Here is a 22,015-nt window from a genome sequence, read left to right as displayed (position 1 = left end):
GCCTATTTCTGCCAGCGCTCATCAACCGCATCGGCGTTTTCTTCTTCGGCGCGGGCGTCCTGGATGATCTTCATCAGGGCGCGCAGCACCTCCTGCACGCCTTCGCCGGTGGCGGAAGACAGGAGGAGGGGCGTCTTTCCGCAGGCCTCTGCAAGGGCGGCCTGCTTCTCGGCGCGGGCGTCCTCGTCCAGAAGATCTACCTGGCTGAGTGCGACCACTTCGGTCTTGTCGGTGAGGCCGTGGCCATAGGCGGAAAGCTCGCCGCGAATGGTCTTGTAGACGGCGGCCGGGTCTTCCTCGCGTGCGGAAACGAGATGCAGCAGAACGCGGGTGCGCTCCACATGGCCGAGGAAGCGGTCGCCAATGCCGACGCCCGCATGCGCGCCCTCGATCAGGCCGGGAATGTCGGCCATGACGAATTCGCGCGCGTCGATGCGCACCACGCCGAGATTGGGGTGCAGCGTCGTGAACGGATAGTCGGCGATCTTCGGTTTGGCTGCCGTGACGGTGGCCAGGAAGGTGGACTTGCCGGCATTGGGCAGGCCGACGAGCCCGGCATCGGCAATGAGCTTGAGGCGAAGCCAGATCCACGCTTCCTCACCTGGCAGGCCGGGATTGGCCCGGCGCGGCGCCTGGTTGGTGGAGGATTTGAAGTGCTGGTTGCCGAAGCCGCCATTGCCGCCGCTGGCCAGCCTGAAGCGCTGGCCGATCTCGGTCAGATCGCAGATCAGCGTTTCATTGTCTTCCTCGAAGACCTGGGTGCCGGCCGGCACTTTGAGAATGGCGTCGCCGCCCTTCGCGCCGGTGCGGTTGCGGCCCATGCCGTGCACGCCGGTCTGGGCCTTGAAATGCTGCTGGTAGCGATAGTCGATGAGCGTGTTGAGACCCTGAACGGCCTCCACCCAGACATCGCCGCCACGCCCGCCATCGCCGCCATCGGGACCGCCGAACTCGATATATTTCTCGCGTCGGAACGAAACGGAACCCGCGCCGCCATCGCCGGAGCGGATATAGACTTTGGCCTGATCGAGAAATTTCATGGTTTTGGACCGTCTTTCCGTAACGTTGCGCTGAACCGTCTACAGCATTGCGCGCTGAAGTGCGAGAGCAGACAGGGCGCGCGTGCCTGCCTGCTCTCGTATCAATTTCTTATGCGCCCCAGCTCCTGAGGCTGACCCAGGTGCGGCGGTCGAGCTGGTAGCGCTCGACGGGCACCCGGCCGGCCACCACGGAATCCATCATGCCCTGACCGGCAAACTGGAAACCGCATTTGTGAATGACGCGGCGCGAGGCGGTGTTGGTGACGCGGCAGGAAACATTGAGCCGGTCGATATCCGTGGCGCGGAAGGCGAGGTCCACCAGGGCGTGGGCCGCCTCCGTTGCGTAGCCGCGCCCCCAGTAGGGTTCGCCGATCCAGTATCCCATCTCAAGACCGTGGGCGCGGTTTTCCAGCCCCGCGCAGCCGATGAAGGCGCCGCTTTCGGACAGGGTGATGGCATAGGTGCAGCCGCTGATCGCGCCGGCGCGGATGCTGGACAGAAAACTGTGTGCGTCGGCAACGCGATAGGGATTGGGCAGACGGCCGAGCATTTCGGCCAGATGCCGGTTGTTGGCGAGTTCCACCAGCTCGGTCACATCGTCATCGCGCGGGATGCGCAGGACGAGGCGTTCCGTGACCAGAACGGGACAATCTATGCTGACGCTGGGACTTTCACCCTCGATGTCTTCACTTTCGGCGACCATTTTTTCCTCCGGACAATAGAAAAGGGGAGATGGCGACCCATCTCCCCTTTTTGAACCTATTTCCGGAATGTCCAGACACCGGTCCCCGAGATGGGTCGCCGGTGTTTGGTGCGCGGACCGGCTATTCCGCGGCTTCCAGAATTGGGTTTACAGATACGTACGTTCGGCCGTTTGCCTTCTTGGCAAAGGACACGGAACCAGCCTCAAGCGCAAAAATCGTATGATCTTTGCCCATGCCGACATTGGTGCCGGGATGCCATTTCGTGCCGCGCTGACGGATGATGATGTTGCCGGCGCGAACCTGCTCGCCGCCGAACTTCTTCACACCAAGGCGTTTGGACTCGGAATCGCGACCGTTGCGCGACGAACCACCAGCTTTTTTGTGTGCCATTTCGCTTGCTCCTTTGCGCCCTTGAGAGCGCTCGTATTCCTATTGCGCCGTCAGGCGCCCGATTTCAACCCTGCGGCGATTATTTCGCCAGTTCTGCGGCCTGCTCGCGCCAGTCCTTGATCTGGTCGGCGCTGAACGGCATGGCCTCATCGATGCGCACCACGTCCTCGTCGGTGAGGGCGGCCACCTGAGCGTAGGTGGTGATGCCCTGCTCGGCGAGCTGGCCGGCTGCGACCGGGCCGATGCCCTTGATCTTCGTCAGATCGTCGGGCTCGCCTGCCGGAGCGGTGAAGAGCGGCGCTGCCGCTGCGGGCGCTTCCGTCTTTGCTTCGGCCTTCTTCGGCGCGGCTTCTTTCTTGGCGGCTGCCTTCTTCGACGGCTTCGCACCGCCCGTCAGGATCTCGGAGATCCGCACGGTGGTCAGAAGCTGACGATGACCGCGCTTGCGGCGCGAATTCTGGCGGCGACGCTTCTTGAACGCGATGACCTTCTTGCCGCGGCCCTGCTCGACCACTTCGGCAGCCACGCTGGCGCCTTCAACGAGCGGCGCGCCGAACGCGACGTCTTCGCCCTCGCCAACGGCGAGAACGTCTGCAAACTGAATGATCTCACCGGGCTCGCCGGCGATGAGTTCGACCTGAAGCAGGTCGTTGGCGGAAACGCGGTACTGCTTGCCGCCGGTTTTAATGACTGCGAACATCTTTTTTCCTTTCGGTGTCCGGTCCGGCTTTGGTCCACGACTTTGTGGCCTGCCGTCTTTTTGTCAGTCCTGAGGGTTAAACGCCATGCGGCGCAGGGCTTTCCCACGTCGCAGGACGCGTGTCCATAACGGAAGCTTGCCACAAGGTCAAGTTGACGGGTTGAAAATGCCGCAGATTGGCTCTTGTGTCGGAGGCGGTGACCGGTTATCTAGTGCGCCGCGCTGGCAACAGCAGACCAGCATCTCGCGGAGAGGTGGCTGAGTGGTTGAAAGCACCGCACTCGAAATGCGGCATACTCGCAAGGGTATCGGGGGTTCGAATCCCTCCCTCTCCGCCATTTAAATCATCATAAATCCCAGCCCTTTGCTCGGAGTGGCTTGTTTCTCCAAGGCATTAAGCGCGTCTCCTTGAGTCTGGATAGCTTTCGCTTGAAATGCGTCTTGCGCGGCCAGCGGGACTTATGCTCGCTCGGTCTTTTAGTTTTATGATAGTGGTTAAGTTGGGGTGTAGTCTATAATTTGATGGGGCGGTATTTATTGTATTGTGCTGAGAACGTTTGCTGATGGCGTGCTTGTTGGTTGACAATTTTCTTTGTGTGGAAGTATAATTTGATCGAGGCTTGGTCTTCTAGTTGGAGCCGTTGAATCCACGGCTACTCGCAGAAACGTCAGTACACAACGCCGCGCCGGCTGGGGGTGATCCAGCGGGCAATCCGTTGAGAGGTAAAGAGCGAGGGCCAAGCCTTAAATACCGAGATGCTAGATAGCTTCAGCGATCCGCTTTTCCGGCTGCAGATCGCCCACTCTGTTAAGGATGTAGCCTATGCGCTCGGGCTGGATCCTGAGAAGTTTTTTTACGTGGTGCAGCATGCCTCAGATGGAACCTACTACCGCGAGTTTGAAATAAGTAAGAAGCGAGGGGGTGTTCGAAATATATCGTCGCCGCGGAAAGGTCTTGCGCTTTCTCAAGATCGTCTGGCTGCGGTTATAGCGGCTCGTTATGTCCCCAAGAAGCATGTTAAAGGTTTTGTAAAGGGTGAGTCTTTTCTGACAAATGCCAGATATCATGAGAGACAAAAATGGGTCTTGAATATTGATGTTAAGGATTTTTATCCTTCGATAGGCTTTGCGCGTGTCCGCGGGCTTTTTCTATCGTCTTATTTTGGTTTTAATGGGCGAGTTGCAACAATTCTTGCTCGAATAACGACGTATAAAGACCAGCTCCCGCAGGGGGCTAAAACATCTCCTTTGTTGGCAAATATTATCGCTAATAATTTGGATAAAAGGCTATTGGAGGTGGCTTCAAGGTCTCAGCTTAGGTATACTAGATATGCTGATGATATTACAATTTCATCTAGTAAGAGGGCGGTTCCTGCAGATATAGTGCAGAGTTGGGAGCCTGAATTTGGTAATCGGGTTGTCCATCTGGGGCGGGCAGTTACCGAGGCTTTTAGGCATTCGGGTTTTGAGATAAATCACTCTAAATCTAGAATCCTTTTCCCATACGAGCGTCAGGAAGTTACGGGGCTTGTTGTTAATCGAAGGGCGAATGTCTGGCGTCGCGACGTCTCGCGGTTAAGGATGAAGTTGCATTCCATCAAGCGATATGGGGCGAGTGCGGCTTCGGGTGTTTGGCTTGGGGGTGGTGCGGATGGTGCTCAAATGTGGCGCCATGTCTCTGGCCAACTCTCCTTCATACGACAAGTTCGCGGAGCGGATGATCCGGTCTTGGCCAAGTTATGCAAGGCTGCGGTAATCGCGGGCTTGAAGGGGCCTGAGTGGGTAATAAAGGTTGCTGAAATGGTGCGTGAGTTTGATGTATTTTTGTCTCATGCTAGCGAAGATAAGGAAAAGGTTAGGCGACTTAAGGATAGGCTTGAGGGGCTCGGGGTTTCAGTCTTTTTTGACGAGACGAGTATAGGTTGGGGGGATTCGATAGTTGATAGTATAAATCACGGTCTTCTTAAATCTACATATTTCGTGCCATTTTTGTCAGAAACCTTCTCTAGGAAAGGCTGGACGAATAAGGAGCTTAATAGTGCGATTTCTTTGAATATTGGAAGAAAAGGGCGTATACTTCCTATTATAGATAGTGATTTTTCTGTTGAGGAGAATTATCCACTTCTTAATGAAACTCTATACGAAAAATGGCCGCAAGAAGTTGCGGCGGAGTCTGCTTTTATCGACAAGGTGGCCGATTCACTCCTTCTTCTCATAGAAGAGAAAAAGCAAAAAGTGTGACGTCGCCAGCTTCACTTATATCTCGTTAAGTCGTGGTTGAGGGGGCGCTAAACGCCCACCGCCCCCTCGACAAAACTCCAGAGCGCGTCCTGTCCGGCTTGTGGCTTTTCTTCCAGCAGGGTTCTGAGCGCGCGGCCTTCGATGACATCCAGAAGGAGGCGGGCGGTTTCTTTTGGGTGGTCGAATGGGCGGAACGCGCCGCTCTTTGAGCCGCGGGTGAGCAGGTCGGCCAGGGCCGTTACCAGCGCTGCGCGGTTGTCGGAGAAAAGAGCGGCGATCCGGGGGGCGCGGATGGCTTCTGACAGTATTTCCAGACCAAGCACCGCATTCTCCGGGCGTGACGCATAGGCGGCGTAGTCGCTGACGAAGCGCCTGAGCGTTGCATGCGGATCGCGCCCTTCGGTCAAAATCGTGCAGAATGGCCGAAGCTCATCGGCTTCGAGCCGCGCGATCTCGGCCAGAACGGCCTCTTTTCCCGAAAAGTGATTGTAGAGATTGCCAAGGCTGATGCCGGCGCGGCGGGCAATGTCGCGCACGCCCGTCTGGTGATGGCCAGCTTCCAGAAAACAGGCCAGCGCGGCCTCCACGATCTGCAGCTTGCGCGGATGTGCGGCGGGTTTTGTCTTCTCTGCCATCTTGCAGTCCCGGCTTTTGATCTCTAAATGAACGAACGACCGTTCATATACTGGTGGATGACGTGGGGCGAGGCAAGGGATCCGGCAAGGGATTCGGGGCGATAGCCACAGGATTCCGGCGGTGCATCGGTTTCAGGCAGGCTGGAGAAAGCGGTGATGGGTCTTCTGGGTTTGTGGCGGCGGGGCGCAGGGGTGGCGGGGCGCAGGGGTGGCGGGGCATGGCTGACGCTGTTGTGATGGGGAATGTGCGGTCGCGCGTCCGTTTCGAAGGGCTCGACCTTGCGCGCTTTCTGGCCTTTGTCGGCATGGTGATCGTGAATTTCACGATTGTGATCGGGGCTGGGGCCGGAGCTGGGGCTGGGGCTGAGGCCGGTGTTGAAGGCGGTGGCGGTCTTCTGGCCGGAATGACGCTGCTGCTGGAAGGGCGGGCGGCGGCCACCTTCGTGGTGCTCGCCGGGCTGGGACTGGGGCTCGCCGCATCGCGGGGCATGGAGCGCACGGTTTCCGACACGATCAGGCGGGCGCTGTTTCTGCTGGTCGTCGGCCTCTTGAACAGCCTCATCTTCGATGCGGACATTCTGCATTACTACGCGTTCTACTTCCTGTTCGGCGTTTTCCTTCTTCCATTGCGCACATGGACGCTGATCTGGGTGATCGTGGCGCTCAACATCGCCTTTGTGGTGATGAACTTTGTGCTGGATTTCGATACCGGGCGCGACTGGGTGGATTACAGCTATGCCGATTTCTGGACGCCGGCGGGCTTTGTACGAAACCTCTTCTTCAATGGCTGGCATCCGGTCATTCCGTGGCTTGGTTTTCTGTTGTTCGGCGTGATCCTGAGCCGGCTTGATCTTGGCGAAAGGCGCGTCCGCAATGCGCTTGCGCTGGGCGGGCTTGCGGCGTTTCTTCTGGCGGAAGTGCTGGCGGCGCGGCTTCAGCCGCTTCTGGGCGCAATCGACCCGGAGCTTGCCTATCTGGTCACCACGGGGCCGGTGCCGCCCATGCCGCTCTACACGCTGGCGGGGATGGGCGTGGCGTCCCTGGTCATCGGGCTTTGCCTCTCGCTGGCCGAGCGGCCGGCAATGGCTCCGGTGATGCGGGCGGTGATGCCTGCGGGGCGGCAAACGCTGACGCTCTACATCGCACATATCGTGGTGGGCATGGGCGCGCTGGAGGCGCTTGGCATGCTGGGCGGGCAGACGCCGGAGGCGGCGGTTCTGGCGGCGCTGATCTTCTGCGCGGCCTCGGCGGTGTTCGCCTTTGTCTGGTCGCGCGCCTTCAAACACGGGCCGGTGGAGACGCTGATGCGCCGGGTTGCCGGATAGGCTGAGGCCGGGCGTTCGGTTTTCGTGAGGGCGGCCCTCCGAACAATCGATTGGATTGAGCGGGCCGGAAATGAGCAGTGTCGCCGCGTTGTATTTTCACGAGGCACGTTCATTCCATGTCGGAGCAGACTTTATCGCGGGCGAGCGGGCGATCACCCGCAGCGGCGCAGCCGGGTGGCGGACCCGCGCGGAACACGCTGAAATCAATCGGCATCGCGGTTGCAGCGGGCGCTGTGGGACTGCTGGCCGCTTCTTCCCTGCCGGTTCCGATGGCGCTTGCGGCGGCGCTCGCCGTCTTCTGCATCGGCATGTGGGCGACGGCGGCTGCGCCGGAATACTGGACCGCATTGGCGTTCTTTCTGGTGGCGGTGCTGTCGGGCATCGCGCCGCCACAGACGGTGTTTTCCGGGTTTAATTCATCGACCTTCTGGCTGCTGTTCGGCGGGATCATTCTGGGCGCCTCGATCCGTTACACGGGGCTTGGCGCGCGCATGGCGGCGGCGCTCTCGGGCATGCTTGGAACGCGCTATTCCACGGTGATCATGGGGGTGACGGCGTTCAGCCTGGCGCTGGCCTTCGTGATGCCGTCTTCCATTGGCCGGATCGTGCTGCTTCTGCCCATCGTCATCGGGCTTGCCGATCACATGGGCTATGGCGCGGGCGCGAACGGGCGCACGGGGATGATTGCGGCTGCGGCCTTCGGCACGTTTCTGCCGGCCTTCACGATCCTGCCTGCAAACGCGCCGAACATGATCATGGCCGGCATGGCGGAAACGCTTTATGGCGCGCGCTTTTCCTATTGGGGCTACCTGCTGGCGCATTTTCCAGTGCTTGGCCTGCTCAAGACCGGGGTGCTGGTCGTGCTGATCCTGAAGATGTTTCCCGATGGCGATCCGCAACGTCAGCCGGCGGCGCATGACCGGGCGACGGCCATGACGCCTGCGGAAAAGCGGCTTGCGCTGGTTTTGGCGCTGTGCCTCGCGCTGTGGCTGACGGATGCGCTTCATCAGATATCGCCGGGCTGGATTGCGCTGGCGGCGGCGCTTTATTGCCTGTGGCCTGCTTCAGGGCTGACATCGAAAAAGTGCATCAACGAAGAGGTGAATTACGCATCGCTCTTCTTCGTTGCCGGCATTCTGGGACTTGGCGCGGTGATCTCGTCCACCGGGCTTGGCGAGGCGGTGGTGGCGGGGCTGAGCGGGCATGCGGATTTCTCGGTCGACCGGCCGGTCTGGAATGTGGTGATGCTCACCGGCATCTCGACGGTGGTGGCGATGATCACCAATCTGCCGGGGGTTCCCGCAGTCATGACGCCGATGGCGGAGAAACTGGCCGTGCTGACGGGACTGCCGCTGACGACGGTTTTGATGACGCAGGTTCTCGCCTTCTCCAATGTGTTCCTGCCCTATCAGGCCCCGCCATTGATCATGGCGATGCAGCTGGGCAATCTGCCAGCGGGTGCTGTCGCGCGCCTGTGTCTTGCCCTGTTCGTCATCGGCCTTGTCGTGCTCCTGCCGCTTGATCTTGTGTGGTGGCATGTGCTCGGGCTGGTATAGGAATGAATGCAGACCAATCTGGCGCGGAGCGCGGTGATGGACATCCAGCAGCTGAGAACATTTGTCGCCGTTGCCCGCGAGGGGAGCATCACGCGCGCCTCGGAGCGGGTTCATCTCAGCCAGCCTGCCGTCAGCGCTCACATCAAGGCGATGGAGGATACGCTGGGGCTTGCGCTGTTCGAGCGGACCCCGCGCGGCATGGATCTGACGCGCGACGGCGAACGCCTGCTGGAAAGGGCCGAGCAGACGCTGGCCGCGCATCGTGCGCTTCTCGAGGAGGCGGCGCGGATCAAGAGCACGCTGACCGGGCGTCTGCGGCTTGGCATGGGGTGCAATTCCGGCACGGAAGCGCTTGGCCATCTGATGACGGGGTTTGCCGAGCGCTATCCGCAGGTGGATGTGGTGCTGCGGCATGGTACGTCGCGCTCGATTGCCGAGGGCGTTCGCAATGGCAGCCTCGATGCCGGGTTCTACAATGAGACGGGTGAGCCGGAAGAAGATCTGAGCGTTGTCGAGATTTCGCGGTTCGCCATCTATCTTGCGGGCCCGCCGGGAATGGCGGTGGCGAAAGACGGTCCCGACTGGCGCAGGCTGGCGGATTTTCCGTGGATCTGCCCGGCCCCGGACACATGTTGCGGCGAGGCGGCGGAAGCGCTCTTTTGCCGGTACAATTTTCGCCCCGAGCGCATCATCAGCGTTGACCGGGAGCAGGTCACGCGGACGCTGATCGCCGGCGGGGTGGGGGGCGGGCTCCTGCATGCGGATGCCGCGCGCGAGGCCGAGGCGGCTGGCGAGGTGGAGCTGATCTGCGAGGCGCAGGCTGCGACGCGGCTTCTTTTCGCCTGCCTCGGGGAGCGCGTGGACGACCCGCTTCTGCGCGCGGCCAACGCCATCGTCATCGCCACGCTCTGACGACAGGGTGCGTCAGAGCTGCATGCTGCCAACGCTTGCGCCGCCGCAGACATAGAGCGTCTGCCCGGTGACGAAGCTTGCCTTCGGATCGGCGAAGAACATGAAGGCGTTGGTGACGTCTTCCACCGCGCCGAGCCGGCCAACGGGAATGCGTTTGGCAAGCTCTGCCTCCCGCTCGCTGCCCTTCGGGATGATGCCCCAGAAATTGTCGGTCTGGATCGGGCCGGGCGCCACCACATTGACGGTGATGCCGTGGGGGGCGAGCTCCAGCGCCCAGGTGCGCGCCATACCCACCATACCGGCCTTGGATGCGCCATAGGCGGTGCGGGTCTGTGCGCCCAGTGCTGCGCGCGAGCCGTTGAAGAGAACACGGCCGAAGCGGCGTTCCTTCATGGCAGGCAGGAAGGCTTTCAGGAGCGTGAGGGCGGAACCCAGGTGAAGCTGGGCGAGGCCGGTAATGTCTTCGGCGCTGGCGTCTTCGATGAGGTTCGGCCAGATGAGGCCTGCATTCTGCACGAAATGGGTGACGTCGTGCCTGCCGGCGATCTCGGCTGCGGCTGCGCTGACGGCTGTGTCGTCCAGCAGGTCGGCTTCGACCGAGCTCAGACGTTCATGCGAGAACTCCGGCGCGCGGCGCGCAACCGAGACGACGCGGTAGCCCGCATCCAGCATGGTCCGGGCGAGGTCCGCGCCGATGCCCTTGTTGCCGCCGGTGATGACGGCTGTCAGCTCTTTGTCCATCGTGTCAGTTCCTGCCGGGCACGAGCGCCACCACGCGCAGCGGGCTGCCGGTGCCGTTCTTGATCTTGAGCGGGGTTGCGATCAGCATGGCCCCGGTGGGCGGCAGCCGGTCGAGATTGTTGAGGCATTGCAGCCCGTAGCGGCCTGCGCCGTGAAGATAGAAATGGGCCGGGTAGGGCGGCGTGTAGTGCGATCCCTGACCGGCATCGGTGCCGACCGTTTCTGTGCCGAAACCACGAATGCTGCGTTTCTCCACCAGAAGCCGGATCGCCGCCGGTGTGGGGCCGGGGGAATGTGCGCCGTCCTCGCGCATGTTGAGATAGGCCGCGCCCCGGCGCTTCGACCAGTCGGTGCGCATCAGAACCCAGCTCTCGGCGGGAATGCAGCCGTGCTCGGCCTCCCACGCCTCGATGATTTCCGGCGTCAGCTCGAAATCCTCATCGGCGGCAGCGCCGTCAGAACAGTCGATCACGCAGACCGGGCCGATAAAGCGCTCGGCGGGAATCTCGTCGACGCTGCCATTGGGCACGTCGCGGCCGGAGATCCAGTGCGAGGGCGCATCGAAATGGGTGCCGGTGTGCTCGCTGCAGGTGAAGTTGTGCCATTTCCACGCCGGGCCGCGATGGTCATAGGCGGACACTTCTTCCATGCGGAAGCGGGCGCACTGGCCGAACTCGGGCGGCAGCACGATGACCGGAAAATCCTGATCGAGCGTGTGGGTGAGGTCCACCACCTCGATGGCGCCGGTGGCGAGCGCCTCCGCGAGATTGCCCAGAAGGGCGGATGGGTCGGTTGCGTGGACGTTCATGCGCCGCCTCCGTCGGTTTCGCTCATCTCGCGCTCCAGCACTTTTGCGCCGGCGCGCCAGCGCTCGATCAGGTCTTTGGCCACATCGCCGACGAACACGTCTTCCAGCCCGTCTTTGAGGCCGGAGACGATGGCCCGGGCAAGTGCTGCGGGCGCGACCTTGGGTGGCGGCAGGGGCTGGTGCCATGCGTCGTCTGTCGGGCCCGTATAGACGTTCATCACGCGCACGCCGCCGGGCCGCATCTCCGCGCGCAGGCACTGCGACAGCGAGTAGGCGGCGGCATTGGAAGCGGAGAACGCGCCAAAGGCCGGCATGTTGGAATAAGCGTAGACCGACAGGATGTTGACCCAAGCGGCGGCGCTGTTGTCGCCGTCTGCGCCGCGCCCGCGCATGGCCGGGCCGAAGGACTGGGCAAGCCGCATCAGGCCGAGATAATTCACTTCCATCTCGTCGCGGGCGAACACGGTGTCTCCACGGTCCATGATGCCGCCGGGGCGCACGAAGCGGGCATTGTTGACGAGAATATCCGTCTTGCCGCCGATCTCGCCGGCAAGCTCGGCGACCGACGCGGTGTCGGTGACGTCGAGCGGCACGATCTGGACATTGGGGATCGCTTCGAGCGTGGCGCGGTGCGGATAGGGTCGCCAGCCTTCGGGCTCGCCGATGAAGATGATCGACGCGCCGGCCTTCGCGAAGGCCTCGGCCAGCGCCGGCGCGTTTTCGCTGCGTGCGTCGGTGATGAGCACGCGGCGGAATTTCGGATCGGCGGTGATTTCGCGCAGTTGCGGATCGTCTTCCATGTTGGGCGTCCCTTCGGGAGGCAGGGCGTAGAGAACGCCCTGGCCCGACTTGTCGAGCCGGTTGATGATGCGCACCCGGCCGCCGCGTGGCGCGTCGCCATGGACGTGGCACATGACGGAGGGGCCGGCGTCGAGCCGGACGGTGCCGACACGCCAGGGGGTGCGTTCGCGGAAATAGGTGTTGGTGCTGGTGCGCACGGTGGTTTCGGCGATGAGTTCGCCCGCCGGGTCGATGTCGCGCCATGGCAGGTCGGTCGACAGGCAGGTGGAACAGGCGTCGCGCGGCGGATATTGCAGCGCGCCGCATTCGCCGCAGACCTGCAGCATGAAGCGCCCCTCGGCGGCAGCCGCCGTGAGCCCCAGCGCTGCGCGGCTCCTGAGGCCCGAAGGCAGTGTCTGTGTGCGGGTGCGCTTCTGCGGGTCTTTCTTCGGCGGTGGCAGGATGGCGTCGGTCATGTGCCCGCTCCCGAAATGATGGCGGCGCTGGAGCAGACGCCACGGTCGTAATTGATCATGCCGAAGCCCGAGACCATGGCGGTCGTCGCCCCTTTCACCTGGGTGGGGCCGGCTGCGCCGGTGACCTGGCGGATGGCCTCGACCATGCCGATGAAGCCGCCGGCGGCTCCTGCCTGTCCGGCTGAAAGCTGACCGCCCGACGTGTTGTGCGGACAATCGCCGGTGATGGTGAGATCGCGCTCGCGCACGAAGGCCGGGCCCTCGCCTTTCCCGCAGAACCCCAGATCCTCGAACTGCATCATGGAGATGACCGGGTAGTCGTCATAGGTCTGCAACAGGTCCATGTCGTCGGGCGTGGCGTCTGCCATGGCGTAAAGCTCGTCGATATCCATGGCCCAGCCGCCGCGCATCTGGATCGGGTCTTCGGGGAAGGCGTTGTGGCGTTCGATGCTGCCGCGAATATGTGCGTAAGGAAGGCCGGCGGCGCGGGCGTCCTCCTCCCGCATCACGAGAAACGCTTCTGCGCCGCTGACGGGCATGACGCAATCGAACAGCGCGATGGGATCGGAGATCATGCGCGCGCCGAGATACTGATCCATGGTGAGCGGCTTCTTCATCACCGCATGCGGGTTCCGGAGCGCATTGTCGCGCTGGGCGACGCAGATGCGGCCGAAATCCTCACGGGTCGCACCATAGGCGCTCATATAGTGGTCGGTCAGGAGCGCGAAACAGGCATTCGGTCCGCCTGCTCCGTAAGGGTATGAGGCATCCTGCGCGAAGCGGCTGAAGCTTGAGAGCATGCGCCGGAAACTGTCCACATGGTTGGTGTCGCCGGCAACGCAGGCGACGATGTCGGCGTCGCCCGCCTGCACCGCGCGGGCTGCGCGCCTGAGCGCCACGACGCCGCTTGCCCCGCCCATGGGGATGTGATCTAGCCAGCGTGGCGTGAGGCCGAGATGCTGGGTCAGGCCCACCGCCGTATCGGGAAAGAGCGTGAAGCTTGCCACCGAGAAGCCGTCGACATCGCGGGGGCTGAGGCCGGCGCTTTGAAGCGACTGGCGCAGCGCGCGGGCGATCCACCAATGCGCCGTTTCCTTGGAAAAGCGCTGATAGGGTGCGGTGGCGGGCGCGGCGAGCACCACGCCCTCATAGCCCATCCGTCTTGAGGTGCGGCCCGCCATCAGGCCGCGCGCCTTTTCTTCATGGAGCGCGTGTCGACCGTTCCAGGATCGGTGAGAAGCCGGGCGACCAGCGTTTTCAGTTCGCCGCGCTGGATCTTCTGCGTCGAGGTCAGGGGCAGGGCGTCGACAAAGGCGATGTAGCCCGGAACCTTGTAATAGGCCACGCGATCCAGACACCATTCGGCGATCTCGCGGGCGCGGGCCTCATCGCGCGCGCCGCTCTCGACCACGAGACAGGCGAAGACCTCGTCGCCGCGCAGTTCGTCAGGTGCTGCGGCAACCGCTGCCGCCTTGATGTCGGGATGCTGCATGAGGAAGGATTCCACTTCCACGGCGGCGATGTTCTCGCCGGAACGGCGGATCACGTTCTTCTTGCGGTCGACGAAGAAGAAATCGCCATCGGCGTCGCGCATGACGATGTCGCCGGTGTGGAACCAGCCGCCTTCCCACGCTTCGGCGGTGGCCTCGGGGTTGGCGTAATATTCGGAGAAGAAGCCGAAACGCGGATCCTCGCCCGCATGGCGCACCAGAAGTTCGCCGGGCGCGCCGGGGGCTGCCTCGCTGCCATCGTCCGCGACCACGCGGGCCTCGATGTCCGGGCCGGGCTGGCCGAGGCAGTTTGTGCCGCGCTTGCGGGGCTCGTGATTGGCGACGATGACCGCGCCGGCCCCCGTCTCCGTCATCGCCCAGCCCTCGATCAGGGGAATGCCGAAGCGCTCCTCGAAGGGGCCGTGCAGCTTGGGATCGATGCCCGCACCGAAGCCGAAGCGCACATTGTGCGCCCTGTCCTGTTCCGTGGGTTCGGCCTTCATGAGAATGGACGGCATGACGCCCAGATAATGCAGGCAGGTGGCGCGGCTGTCACGCACGCTCTGCCACCAGCTGCGCGGGTGGAAACGGTCGAGCGCGATGAGGCAGCCGCCGACCGTGACCATCGCCATCAGCGAATAGGCCATGGCGTTCATGTGGAAGATCGGCAGCGGCGTGATCATGCGCTCGCCGTCTTCGTTCATGGCGCAAAGGCCGCCCGATTTCGCGTACCAGCGGCCCGAATGCAGGAAATAGAGGTTCGACAGGACGCATCCCTTGGGCTTGCCCGTGGTGCCGGAGGTGTAGAGCATGGCCGCTTCGCGGGTGAGCGGCGCGCTCTGCGGCGTCTCCATGCCGGCAAAGCGTGGATCGAGCGGCGGGGTGTCCGCCTCGGGCGTGACGACCGGAAAGCCGACGCCGGAGGCGGCAGCCGCCTGTTCGAGATCCGCTACGCGGCTGGCGATCGCCACCGCCAGAACCGGGCGCGCGTGCCCGGCCATGTATTCCAGTTCCGCTGATTGCAGGTCGGGATTGACCGGCACGACCGAGAGCCCGAGCGCATTGAGGGCGAACCAGTGCAGGAAGAAGCCCGGCCGGTTTTCCATCAGGAGCATGACGCGCATGCCGGCGCGATAACCCCCGGCAGCATAGGCGTTCCTCAACCGCTCGATCTCGGCGAGGGCTGCGCCATAGGAGAGTTCGCCGGCGGGAATGTCGTAGACCGTGGCCGTTTCCTCCAGCACGTGCAGGAACGGGCGGTCCGGCCAGCGCCCGGCGGTGTCGGCAAAGGCCGCGAACACGGTGTCGAACGGCGGGATCTGCGATTTCATCTGCTGCGCCTTTAAAGGAACATCTGGATATTGCCGAAGGCGGCGTCGGAATTGAGCAGATCGACGCGCTTGTGGGTGATCTTCAGCCTGCCGTCGATGAGCTTCAGCTCGTGGCGCGCGGTGGCGGCGAGCAGGATCTGGTCGTCGAGCCGCGTCTCCACATAGTGAAACGCGGTGTGGGTCGCGTATTCGCCTTTCTCCTCGTCCATGAGGTCGATGAAGGGGCGGTTCAGAACGTGGTGGCAGCGGGTCTTCGGCTTCTGCGAAAAGGTGCGCTCGCCCTTGAAACGCTCGACGCGCAGCTTGCGCATGAAGGCGTCTTCATGCAGCAGGGAGGTAACGTGTTTCTCGTCCTGCTGATTGTAGTCGAGCGGCATCCAGTAGAAGCTGTCATGGGTCCACAGATCGAGCCATTCGTCGAACCGGCCATCGTCCAGCATGCGGGCTTCTTCATAGACGAAATCGATCAGGTCATCGCGGGTGGGGGCCTTCATCACGCGTCTCCTTCCATCGTCATCGTCATGTATTTTTCCCACGCGTGGAACTGGTTGCGCATCTGCCGTTCCGTGGTGCCGTTCTCGACGGCGATCTCGTCGAAATTCTCGCCTTCCTGATAAAGGCGCTGGACGTTGACCCATTCGAGGCCATCGGAGTGCAGGCCTTCCTGCGCGCGCTCATACATTTCCAGATCGTCATGGCCGACCATGGACGTGGGCGCGTTGATCATGCGGTTGTACATGGCGGTGCGCTCCAGAAGCATGTCGGGCGCGCCCACCAGCCGGTAAATGTAGCTTTCGACCAGGGTTTTGTCGGCGGCGATCGGGGTGAACAGCCGCAATTGCTGGATCGGCCCCTTGATCATGATGTTGGGGAAATAGACCGTGTTGTGCCGGTTCTCGCCGAGGATGGCCTTTGCGCGCTCCTCGCCATAGGCCTCGACCATCTGCTCGTAATAACCGGGAATGGCCGAATAATCGGAGTGGATCGAGTGATGCACGCCGGTGTGGCCGTGGCCGTTCGGCCAGGTGCGGATGCCCATGTTCTCGAAGAACTCATAGGGGCTCATGAAGGGGGCGATCACTTCCATGGCCATGGGCTTTTGCGTGCCCTCGGGCTTGTCCATCTTCTCCCACAGATCGATGGCCGTGCCGGCGGAGCTTTCATGCGCGACCATGGGATGGCAGGTGTCGGTCTGGTTCTCGACCAGCATTTTCCAGTTGCAGCGATGCATGTAGCGCAGCGGCGGACCGGCCACTTCCAGACGGCCCTCGGGAGAGCGGTCGACCATGTTGTCGAAGGAACTCAGCGCCTCGCCGAAGAAGCTCTCGAAGTCCGGCCCTTCCGCATTGAGGCGGGCGAAGATGAAGCCGCGATAGTTTTTCACCGCGCCGACAGAGGCAAGGCCGTGCACGGATTCGCTCTCTTCGAGGCCGGTATCCTTGTAGCCCTTGCGCAGCGGGATCGCGAGCAGGCAGCCATTCGTCTTGAACGACCAGGCGTGATAGGGGCAGCGGAAGAACTTGCCGGTGTTGCCCGAACGGTCGATGGCGATCTTCGTGCCCTTGTGCGGGCAGCGATTGTGCAGGACGTAGATCTCGTTGTCGGAGTGGCGCACCATGATGACCGGCTTGGTGCCGATCTCGGTGGTGAAGTAGTCGCCCTTGTTGGGTGTCTGGCTTTCGTGGCCGACAAAGACCCAGGTGTTGGCGAAGAGATGTTTCATCTCCAGCTCGAACACTTCCTGATCGATGTAGACGTCGCGGTGGACTTCCGTTGGCCGGATCAGGTTGCTGATGGCTTGCGGGTTGTTCGCGTAACGGCTCATGGCTTGCTACTCCCTTGCTGGCCGCCGCCCTGCCTCCTACAGGTCGAGGACGAGCCGGTCGGATTTTGCGCGTGACACGCAGATCTGCATGACGTCGTTTGCTGCGCGTTCGTCATCGGTGAGGATGACGTCGCGATGGTCGGGAATGCCGGACAGAACGCTGGTCTGGCAGATGCCGCAATCGCCGCGCTGGCAATCATAGATCAGGTCGACGCCTTCTTCTTCGAGCACCTCGATGATGGACTTGCCCGGCGGGATGGTGAAGACCTGTCCCGTGGAGCTGATCTCGACCTCGAAGGATTTGTCGCCCGCATCGGCTTCATGCGCCTCGAAAAGTTCGAAGTGCACATGGTCTTTCGCGATGCCGCGGGCATGGGCGATTTCGCGCACTGCCTCGATCATGCCGCGCGGGCCGCACACATAGATGTGGCCGTCAGCCGGGGCCTTGCCGATCAGCGCCTTCAGGTCGATGCAGGTTTCGGGCTCGTCGTCGCAATGAATGGTGAGTGCGGTGGTCTCGATGGCCTCAAGCGCGTCGACGAAGGCCAGAAGCGTGCGCGACCGGCCGGCATAGTGAAACGAGAAGGGGCGGTCTTTCGCCTTGCGTTCGGCGGCCATGGAGATGAGCGGCGTGACGCCGATGCCGCCGGCGATGAGAAGCACCGGGGCTTCCGCGTCGACCAGCGCGAAGTCGTTGCGCGGGGCGGATGTTTCAATGACGTCGCCTGCTTTCAGCCCATGCATGAAGCGGGAGCCGCCCTTGCTGTCCTCTTCGAGGCGTACGCCGAGACGGTAATGATCGGGCGCGTCGGTGGCGCCGGGATCGGTTTCGGCGTTGACGAGCGAATAGTGCCGGTCGCTGCCATCGGGCAGGACGACGCGGATATGCGCACCGGCGGAAAAGCCGGGCAGGGCCGAGCCGTCCGCGGCCTCCAGTTCGAGTGTGCGGATGTTCGGGGTCAGCGCCTCGCTGGCGCGCACCCTGAGCTTCAGTTCGCTCATCGCCGATATCTCCTCCCTCTGCGGCGCCTCCATCAGCTCATCGGCAGGCGAGCTGTCATCCGCAGTGTCCGAATAATATGAATTCGCATATTTTTGCCTGTCAAGCTTCAAGCCTCAAAAAGTGAAATTTCATCTTTTTAAGCTTGAAGCGCGTTGAAACTTGTGGAAGCCTTCGTAGTTGGAGGAGGCCGTCACGGGAGGAAAACGATGACGCGCATTTTTAAAACGCTTGTATCTGCATCTATTTTCTCGGCTGCCATGAGCCTGAGCGCCATGGCGCAGGAGACGGTTCTGCGCATGTCCAACTGGCTGCCGCCGTCTCACCCCATCGTCAAGGACATGATGGTTCCCTGGGCGGAACAGCTGAAAGAGGCGAGTGACGGACGGATTGAAGTGCAGATCCTCGACGCGCCGCTCGGGCCGCCGCCGGCGCATTTCGATCTGGCTGCCAATGGCGCGGTGGACCTGACATTCGGCGTGCATGGTTATACGCCGGGCCGCTTCACCCTGACGGAAATCGCCGAAATGCCGTTCCTGGCCGATACGTCCGAGAGCCTCTCGGTTGCCTTCTGGCGGGTGTACGAAAGCGATCTGGCGCAGGCCGATGAGCATCGCGGCACCAAGGTGCTGGGCGTGTTCGGGCACGGGCCGGGGCTTCTGTTCACCAAGGGCAAGCCGGTTTCGCCACTGTCGGACCTGTCGGGCGCGAAGATCCGTGTGGCGGGCAATATCACCAACAAGCTTGCCGAAGCGATGGACATGGTGTCGATCCAGGCCCCGTCGCCACAGTCTTATGAAATCCTGTCGGGCGGCATCGCCGACGGCATCTTCTTCCCCGTTGAATCCGTGCCCTTCTTCAAGCTGGAATCTCTGGTCGACAAGGCGCTGAGGGTTCCCGGTGGGCTTTACAATGTCTCGTTCTTCTTCGTGATGAACAAGGCGAAGTTCGACAGCCTGTCGGATGAAGACAAGGCGGCCATCGAGAAGGTTTCCGGCGAGGCGTTCTCGCGCATGGCCGGTCAGGCCTGGGACGCGGCCGACGCGGCGGGCATGGAGGTCATCCAGTCGACCGTCGAGTTCCATGACGCCACCGAGGACGAACTCACCGAACTGCGTGAGAAGACCGGGCCGATGTTCGACGAACTCGCCAAGGCCTATGAGGCCAAGGCGCTCGACTTCGACGTGGTGCTGGGCAAGCTCAAGGACGAAATCAAAGCGGTGGCGGCTGAATAATGGCCGCCCCCTCCGAGCGGATCGCAATGCGGGCTCGGCGGTGGTTACGACTTGCGACCGCCGTGCTCTGCGGAGCGTTTCTGGTTGCGCTGACACTGGTGACGGTGGCCGATGTGATTGGCCGCTATCTCCTCTCGTCGCCGCTTCCGGGCGCAGCCGAATACACCGAAATCCTGCTTATGGCGATTGTGTTCATGGGATTGCCGGCCGTGTGTCTGGATGACGGGCATATCAGCGTCGATCTGCTTACGGCGAGCCTCAAGGGCATGGCTGCGAAGGTGCAGCTCAACCTTGGTCGGCTTCTGGTTTCCGTGGTTCTGGGGCTCGTTTCCTGGCAGCTGTGGAAGCACGGAGCCCAGCTTGAAAGCTATAACGAGGTGACGGTCTATCTGCGTACGCCGCTCGGGCCGTTCGCCAAGGCGACGGCGGTGATTGCCGGCATCAGCGCCATCATCACCTTTGTCATGGCGGTGCTCAGACTGCCCAAAAGCGATGGCGGGGGCGTGTAATGGCCTGGCCAATCGGAATGGCGCTGCTTCTGGCGCTGATCTTTGCCGGCGTGCCCATCGCCTTCGCCATGACGGCCGTGGGGCTTGTCGGTGTGGTGTCCATCGTTGGCTGGCACCCGGCGCTGGCCATGCTCGGGCAGGTCTTTTTCGACAGCGGCCGCAGCTATACGCTTTCCGTCGTGCCGCTGTTCCTGCTGATGGGCAATCTCGTGGTGCAGTCCGGCGTGGCCGGCGATCTTTATGCGGCGGCGAATGCCTGGCTGCGTCACCGCAAGGGCGGGCTCGCCATGGCCACCATCGTGGCCTGCGGCGGGTTTTCGTCGGTATGCGGCTCGTCGCTCGCCACCACGGCGACCATGGCGCGCATCTCGCTGCCGGCCATGCGCAAATATGGCTATTCCGACCGGCTGGCCGCTTCGTCCATTGCGGCGGGCGGAACGCTCGGCATTCTCATTCCGCCATCGGTCATTCTCGTCATCTATGGCATCCTGACACAGCAGAACATCGGCAAGCTGTTTCTGGCCGGCCTTCTGCCGGGGCTGATCGGTGTGATCGGCTACATCATCGCCGTGCGCCTGTCGCTCGTCGTCTATCGCGAACATCTGGAGACGCAGCCCAAACTGCCGCTGATCGACCGTGTGCGGGCGCTGCGTGGCGTGGTCTGGGCGCTGGCGCTGTTCGTGTTCGTTCTGGGCGGCATTTATATGGGCGTCTTCACCGCCACCGAGGCGGCAGGCATGGGCGCGGGCGGTGCGTTTCTTCTGACCTTCATGCGCGGTCGGCTGACTCTGCGCGCCACGCTGTCCACGCTGTTCGACACGGCGAAGACGACGGCGGTGATGTTCTTCATTCTGTTCGGGGCGCTCTATTTCCTGAACTATGTGAATTTCTCCGGCCTGACGGGTGATCTGCGCACCTGGATCAATGCGCTTGGTGCCGGCCCGTACCAGGTCATCTTCATGATCGTGCTGATCTATCTGGTGCTGGGCTGCCTGCTTGAAAGCATCTCGATGATCACGCTGACCGTGCCGATCCTGTTCCCGATCGTGACGGGCCTTGGCTTTGATCCGATCTGGTTCGGCATCTTCGTGGTGATCGCGACCGAGCTGAGCTTCATCACGCCGCCCATCGGCATGAATGTTTTCGTCATGCGCACGGTGGCCCCCGACATTCCGCTGGAGCGCATCTTCGCCGGCATCCTGCCTTTCGTGGCCATGGATGTGTTGCGGCTCGCGCTTCTGATCGCGCTGCCGGCGATGGCGCTTCTGATACCCAATTCCATGTGACCGGAAGAGATGATGGCGAAAGACGAAGAAAGGATCGAGATCGACCGCAATGCCGGGTTTGTCGGCGACTACCTGCTCTATCTGCTCGCTGCCGCCAGCGATGCGGCCAGCACGGACTTTCATGCCCATGTGCGCGAGCAGGGGCTGCGCGTGCCGGAATGGCGCATCCTCGCCTGCCTGAGCGATGAGGACGGTCAGATGGTGACGCAGCTCGCCCAGCTTGCGCTGATGGAACAGTCGCATCTGACCAAGATCATCGATCACATGGCGTCGAAAGGACTGGTGAAACGCCGGAGTGACGAGCGCGACCGGCGTCGTGTGCGCGTGTTCCTTACTGCTGCAGGCCGCGCGCTTGGCGCACGCCTCGTTGATGAAGCGCAGGCGCATGAAGAAGAGATCATCGCGCGGCTGCGCCCCGGCGAAGCAGCGCTTCTGAAGAACGCCCTCAAGCATGTTCACGCGCTTTATCGCGCCGGCAGCGGCATCACGCCTGCGCCGGTTCGCGAGCCCGTGAAACTGGAGACGAGACCGACATGAGCGATCTGGAGAAAACCCCGAAACCCGACGAGCCGCGGCTCCTGCACGAGGCGGTGTGCCCGCAGGGCTGGCCGCAGCCGAAGGGCTACGCCAATGCCGTGATGACCGATGGCGGCATCATCTACACGGGCGGGCTGGTCGGCTGGGATCGCGAGGGCCGCTTCCCGGAAGGGTTCGTCGCCCAGGCGCACCAGACGTTTCGCAACATCCGCGACGTGCTCGAAGCGGCGGGCGCAGGGCCGGAACATCTGACGCGCCTCACCTGGTACGTGACGAGTGTCGAGGACTATCTGGCCGATCCGAAAGGGCTGGGGAGAGCCTATCGCGATGTGTTCGGCCGCTGTTTCCCGGCCATGGCCACGGTGGAGGTGACGCGTCTGGTGGAGCCGGAGGCGGTCGTGGAAATCGAGGCGACGGCGGTTCTGCCCCGGGGTTGAACCAATGTGAGTGACATAAATGCCCGTGACTGTGTGCGGGCGAGGAGGAGAGTGCAG

General features: G+C 62.4%; 22 protein-coding genes and 1 tRNA gene. 10 read left to right on the top strand and 13 right to left on the bottom strand.

The genetic code is table 11. The annotated features are described in order from the left end of the window. Positions 1 to 2: 2 nt before the first annotated feature. The 4 genes from obgE to rplU all read right to left on the bottom strand — a co-directional run bounded on the left by obgE (position 3) and on the right by rplU (position 2,834). The gene (gene obgE / locus NDI72_RS11660) at positions 3 to 1,040 is read right to left on the bottom strand and encodes a GTPase ObgE (RefSeq protein ID WP_206545715.1); all 1,038 of its coding nucleotides are present in this window, start codon (positions 1,038 to 1,040) and stop codon (positions 3 to 5) included. A gap of 109 nt (positions 1,041 to 1,149) precedes the next feature. Beyond that, on the bottom strand, positions 1,150 to 1,743 hold the full coding sequence (locus NDI72_RS11655; protein ID WP_206545716.1) for a GNAT family N-acetyltransferase: 594 nt from the start codon (positions 1,741 to 1,743) through the stop codon (positions 1,150 to 1,152). A 121-nt stretch (positions 1,744 to 1,864) separates the two neighbouring features. After that, positions 1,865 to 2,134 (bottom strand): 50S ribosomal protein L27, encoded by a 270-nt coding sequence (rpmA, locus tag NDI72_RS11650; protein WP_113153417.1) that lies wholly within the window; start codon positions 2,132 to 2,134, stop codon positions 1,865 to 1,867. Between the two features lie 79 nt (positions 2,135 to 2,213). After that, positions 2,214 to 2,834, bottom strand: a complete 621-nt coding sequence (gene rplU / locus NDI72_RS11645) for a 50S ribosomal protein L21 (protein WP_113153416.1) — start codon at positions 2,832 to 2,834, stop codon at positions 2,214 to 2,216. Between the two features lie 248 nt (positions 2,835 to 3,082). On the opposite strand from rplU, the gene NDI72_RS11640 reads away from it, so the two are divergent. After that, positions 3,083 to 3,172 (top strand) — tRNA-Ser (locus NDI72_RS11640). Between the two features lie 418 nt (positions 3,173 to 3,590). Continuing rightward, positions 3,591 to 5,075, top strand: coding sequence for a TIR domain-containing anti-phage reverse transcriptase (locus NDI72_RS11635; protein WP_283800539.1), 1,485 nt, complete (start codon positions 3,591 to 3,593; stop codon positions 5,073 to 5,075). Positions 5,076 to 5,122: 47 nt separating this feature from the next. Here NDI72_RS11635 and NDI72_RS11630 read toward each other — a convergent pair whose 3' ends face one another. Continuing rightward, the gene (locus NDI72_RS11630) at positions 5,123 to 5,710 is read right to left on the bottom strand and encodes a TetR/AcrR family transcriptional regulator (RefSeq protein WP_283800538.1); all 588 of its coding nucleotides are present in this window, start codon (positions 5,708 to 5,710) and stop codon (positions 5,123 to 5,125) included. A 218-nt stretch (positions 5,711 to 5,928) separates the two neighbouring features. On the opposite strand from NDI72_RS11630, the gene NDI72_RS11625 reads away from it, so the two are divergent. The 3 genes from NDI72_RS11625 (at position 5,929) to NDI72_RS11615 (ending at position 9,503) form a co-directional block, all read left to right on the top strand. Continuing rightward, positions 5,929 to 7,035 (top strand): DUF418 domain-containing protein, encoded by a 1,107-nt coding sequence (locus tag NDI72_RS11625; RefSeq protein WP_283800537.1) that lies wholly within the window; start codon positions 5,929 to 5,931, stop codon positions 7,033 to 7,035. Between the two features lie 116 nt (positions 7,036 to 7,151). Then, positions 7,152 to 8,591 (top strand): SLC13 family permease, encoded by a 1,440-nt coding sequence (locus NDI72_RS11620; RefSeq protein ID WP_283800536.1) that lies wholly within the window; start codon positions 7,152 to 7,154, stop codon positions 8,589 to 8,591. A 6-nt stretch (positions 8,592 to 8,597) separates the two neighbouring features. After that, the gene (locus NDI72_RS11615) at positions 8,598 to 9,503 is read left to right on the top strand and encodes a LysR family transcriptional regulator (RefSeq protein ID WP_283800535.1); all 906 of its coding nucleotides are present in this window, start codon (positions 8,598 to 8,600) and stop codon (positions 9,501 to 9,503) included. 12 nt (positions 9,504 to 9,515) lie between these two features. On the opposite strand, the gene NDI72_RS11610 is transcribed toward NDI72_RS11615, so the two are convergent. The 8 genes from NDI72_RS11610 to NDI72_RS11575 are packed head-to-tail and all read right to left on the bottom strand — an operon-like array spanning position 9,516 to position 17,956. Beyond that, the gene (locus NDI72_RS11610) at positions 9,516 to 10,244 is read right to left on the bottom strand and encodes an SDR family NAD(P)-dependent oxidoreductase (RefSeq protein WP_113153410.1); all 729 of its coding nucleotides are present in this window, start codon (positions 10,242 to 10,244) and stop codon (positions 9,516 to 9,518) included. Between the two features lie 4 nt (positions 10,245 to 10,248). Beyond that, positions 10,249 to 11,052 (bottom strand): cyclase family protein, encoded by an 804-nt coding sequence (locus tag NDI72_RS11605; RefSeq protein ID WP_283800534.1) that lies wholly within the window; start codon positions 11,050 to 11,052, stop codon positions 10,249 to 10,251. After that, a complete protein-coding gene (locus NDI72_RS11600) occupies positions 11,049 to 12,308 on the bottom strand; it encodes an SDR family NAD(P)-dependent oxidoreductase (RefSeq protein WP_283800533.1) in 1,260 nt (419 codons plus the stop codon). Before NDI72_RS11600 ends, NDI72_RS11605 begins: the two co-directional genes overlap by 4 nt. Then, the gene (locus NDI72_RS11595; protein WP_283800532.1) at positions 12,305 to 13,489 is read right to left on the bottom strand and encodes a thiolase family protein; all 1,185 of its coding nucleotides are present in this window, start codon (positions 13,487 to 13,489) and stop codon (positions 12,305 to 12,307) included. Before NDI72_RS11595 ends, NDI72_RS11600 begins: the two co-directional genes overlap by 4 nt. Then, the gene (locus NDI72_RS11590; RefSeq protein ID WP_283800531.1) at positions 13,489 to 15,129 is read right to left on the bottom strand and encodes an AMP-binding protein; all 1,641 of its coding nucleotides are present in this window, start codon (positions 15,127 to 15,129) and stop codon (positions 13,489 to 13,491) included. The genes NDI72_RS11595 and NDI72_RS11590 overlap by 1 nt, the downstream gene beginning before the upstream one ends. 11 nt (positions 15,130 to 15,140) lie before the next feature. Next, positions 15,141 to 15,623 (bottom strand): aromatic-ring-hydroxylating dioxygenase subunit beta, encoded by a 483-nt coding sequence (locus tag NDI72_RS11585; protein WP_206545725.1) that lies wholly within the window; start codon positions 15,621 to 15,623, stop codon positions 15,141 to 15,143. Beyond that, positions 15,623 to 16,954, bottom strand: a complete 1,332-nt coding sequence (locus NDI72_RS11580; RefSeq protein WP_206547975.1) for an aromatic ring-hydroxylating dioxygenase subunit alpha — start codon at positions 16,952 to 16,954, stop codon at positions 15,623 to 15,625. Before NDI72_RS11580 ends, NDI72_RS11585 begins: the two co-directional genes overlap by 1 nt. A gap of 36 nt (positions 16,955 to 16,990) precedes the next feature. After that, entirely contained in the window at positions 16,991 to 17,956 is a 966-nt protein-coding gene (locus tag NDI72_RS11575) for a PDR/VanB family oxidoreductase (RefSeq protein ID WP_283800530.1), read from the bottom strand. 207 nt (positions 17,957 to 18,163) lie between these two features. Here NDI72_RS11575 and NDI72_RS11570 point away from each other — a divergent pair, with 207 nt between their 5' ends. Genes NDI72_RS11570 through NDI72_RS11550 form a run of 5 tightly spaced genes read left to right on the top strand, consistent with a single transcriptional unit; the run spans position 18,164 to position 21,958 of the window. Then, a complete protein-coding gene (locus NDI72_RS11570; RefSeq protein WP_206545727.1) occupies positions 18,164 to 19,189 on the top strand; it encodes a TRAP transporter substrate-binding protein in 1,026 nt (341 codons plus the stop codon). Continuing rightward, positions 19,189 to 19,698 (top strand): TRAP transporter small permease, encoded by a 510-nt coding sequence (locus NDI72_RS11565; RefSeq protein WP_206545728.1) that lies wholly within the window; start codon positions 19,189 to 19,191, stop codon positions 19,696 to 19,698. Before NDI72_RS11570 ends, NDI72_RS11565 begins: the two co-directional genes overlap by 1 nt. Then, positions 19,698 to 20,984, top strand: a complete 1,287-nt coding sequence (locus NDI72_RS11560) for a TRAP transporter large permease (protein ID WP_113153401.1) — start codon at positions 19,698 to 19,700, stop codon at positions 20,982 to 20,984. The genes NDI72_RS11565 and NDI72_RS11560 overlap by 1 nt, the downstream gene beginning before the upstream one ends. Before the next feature lie 12 nt (positions 20,985 to 20,996). Beyond that, positions 20,997 to 21,521: a MarR family winged helix-turn-helix transcriptional regulator gene (locus tag NDI72_RS11555; protein WP_283800529.1), complete on the top strand. Its 525-nt coding sequence runs from the start codon at positions 20,997 to 20,999 to the stop codon at positions 21,519 to 21,521. After that, the gene (locus NDI72_RS11550) at positions 21,518 to 21,958 is read left to right on the top strand and encodes a RidA family protein (protein WP_206995297.1); all 441 of its coding nucleotides are present in this window, start codon (positions 21,518 to 21,520) and stop codon (positions 21,956 to 21,958) included. Before NDI72_RS11555 ends, NDI72_RS11550 begins: the two co-directional genes overlap by 4 nt. Positions 21,959 to 22,015 lie beyond the last annotated feature (57 nt).

It is taken from the genome of Nitratireductor sp. GZWM139 (genome assembly GCF_030068685.1).
GTDB lineage: Bacteria > Pseudomonadota > Alphaproteobacteria > Rhizobiales > Rhizobiaceae > Nitratireductor > Nitratireductor aquimarinus.
Note: the sequence above shows the minus strand (reverse complement) of the source record. Positions and strands in the feature narration are given on the sequence as shown.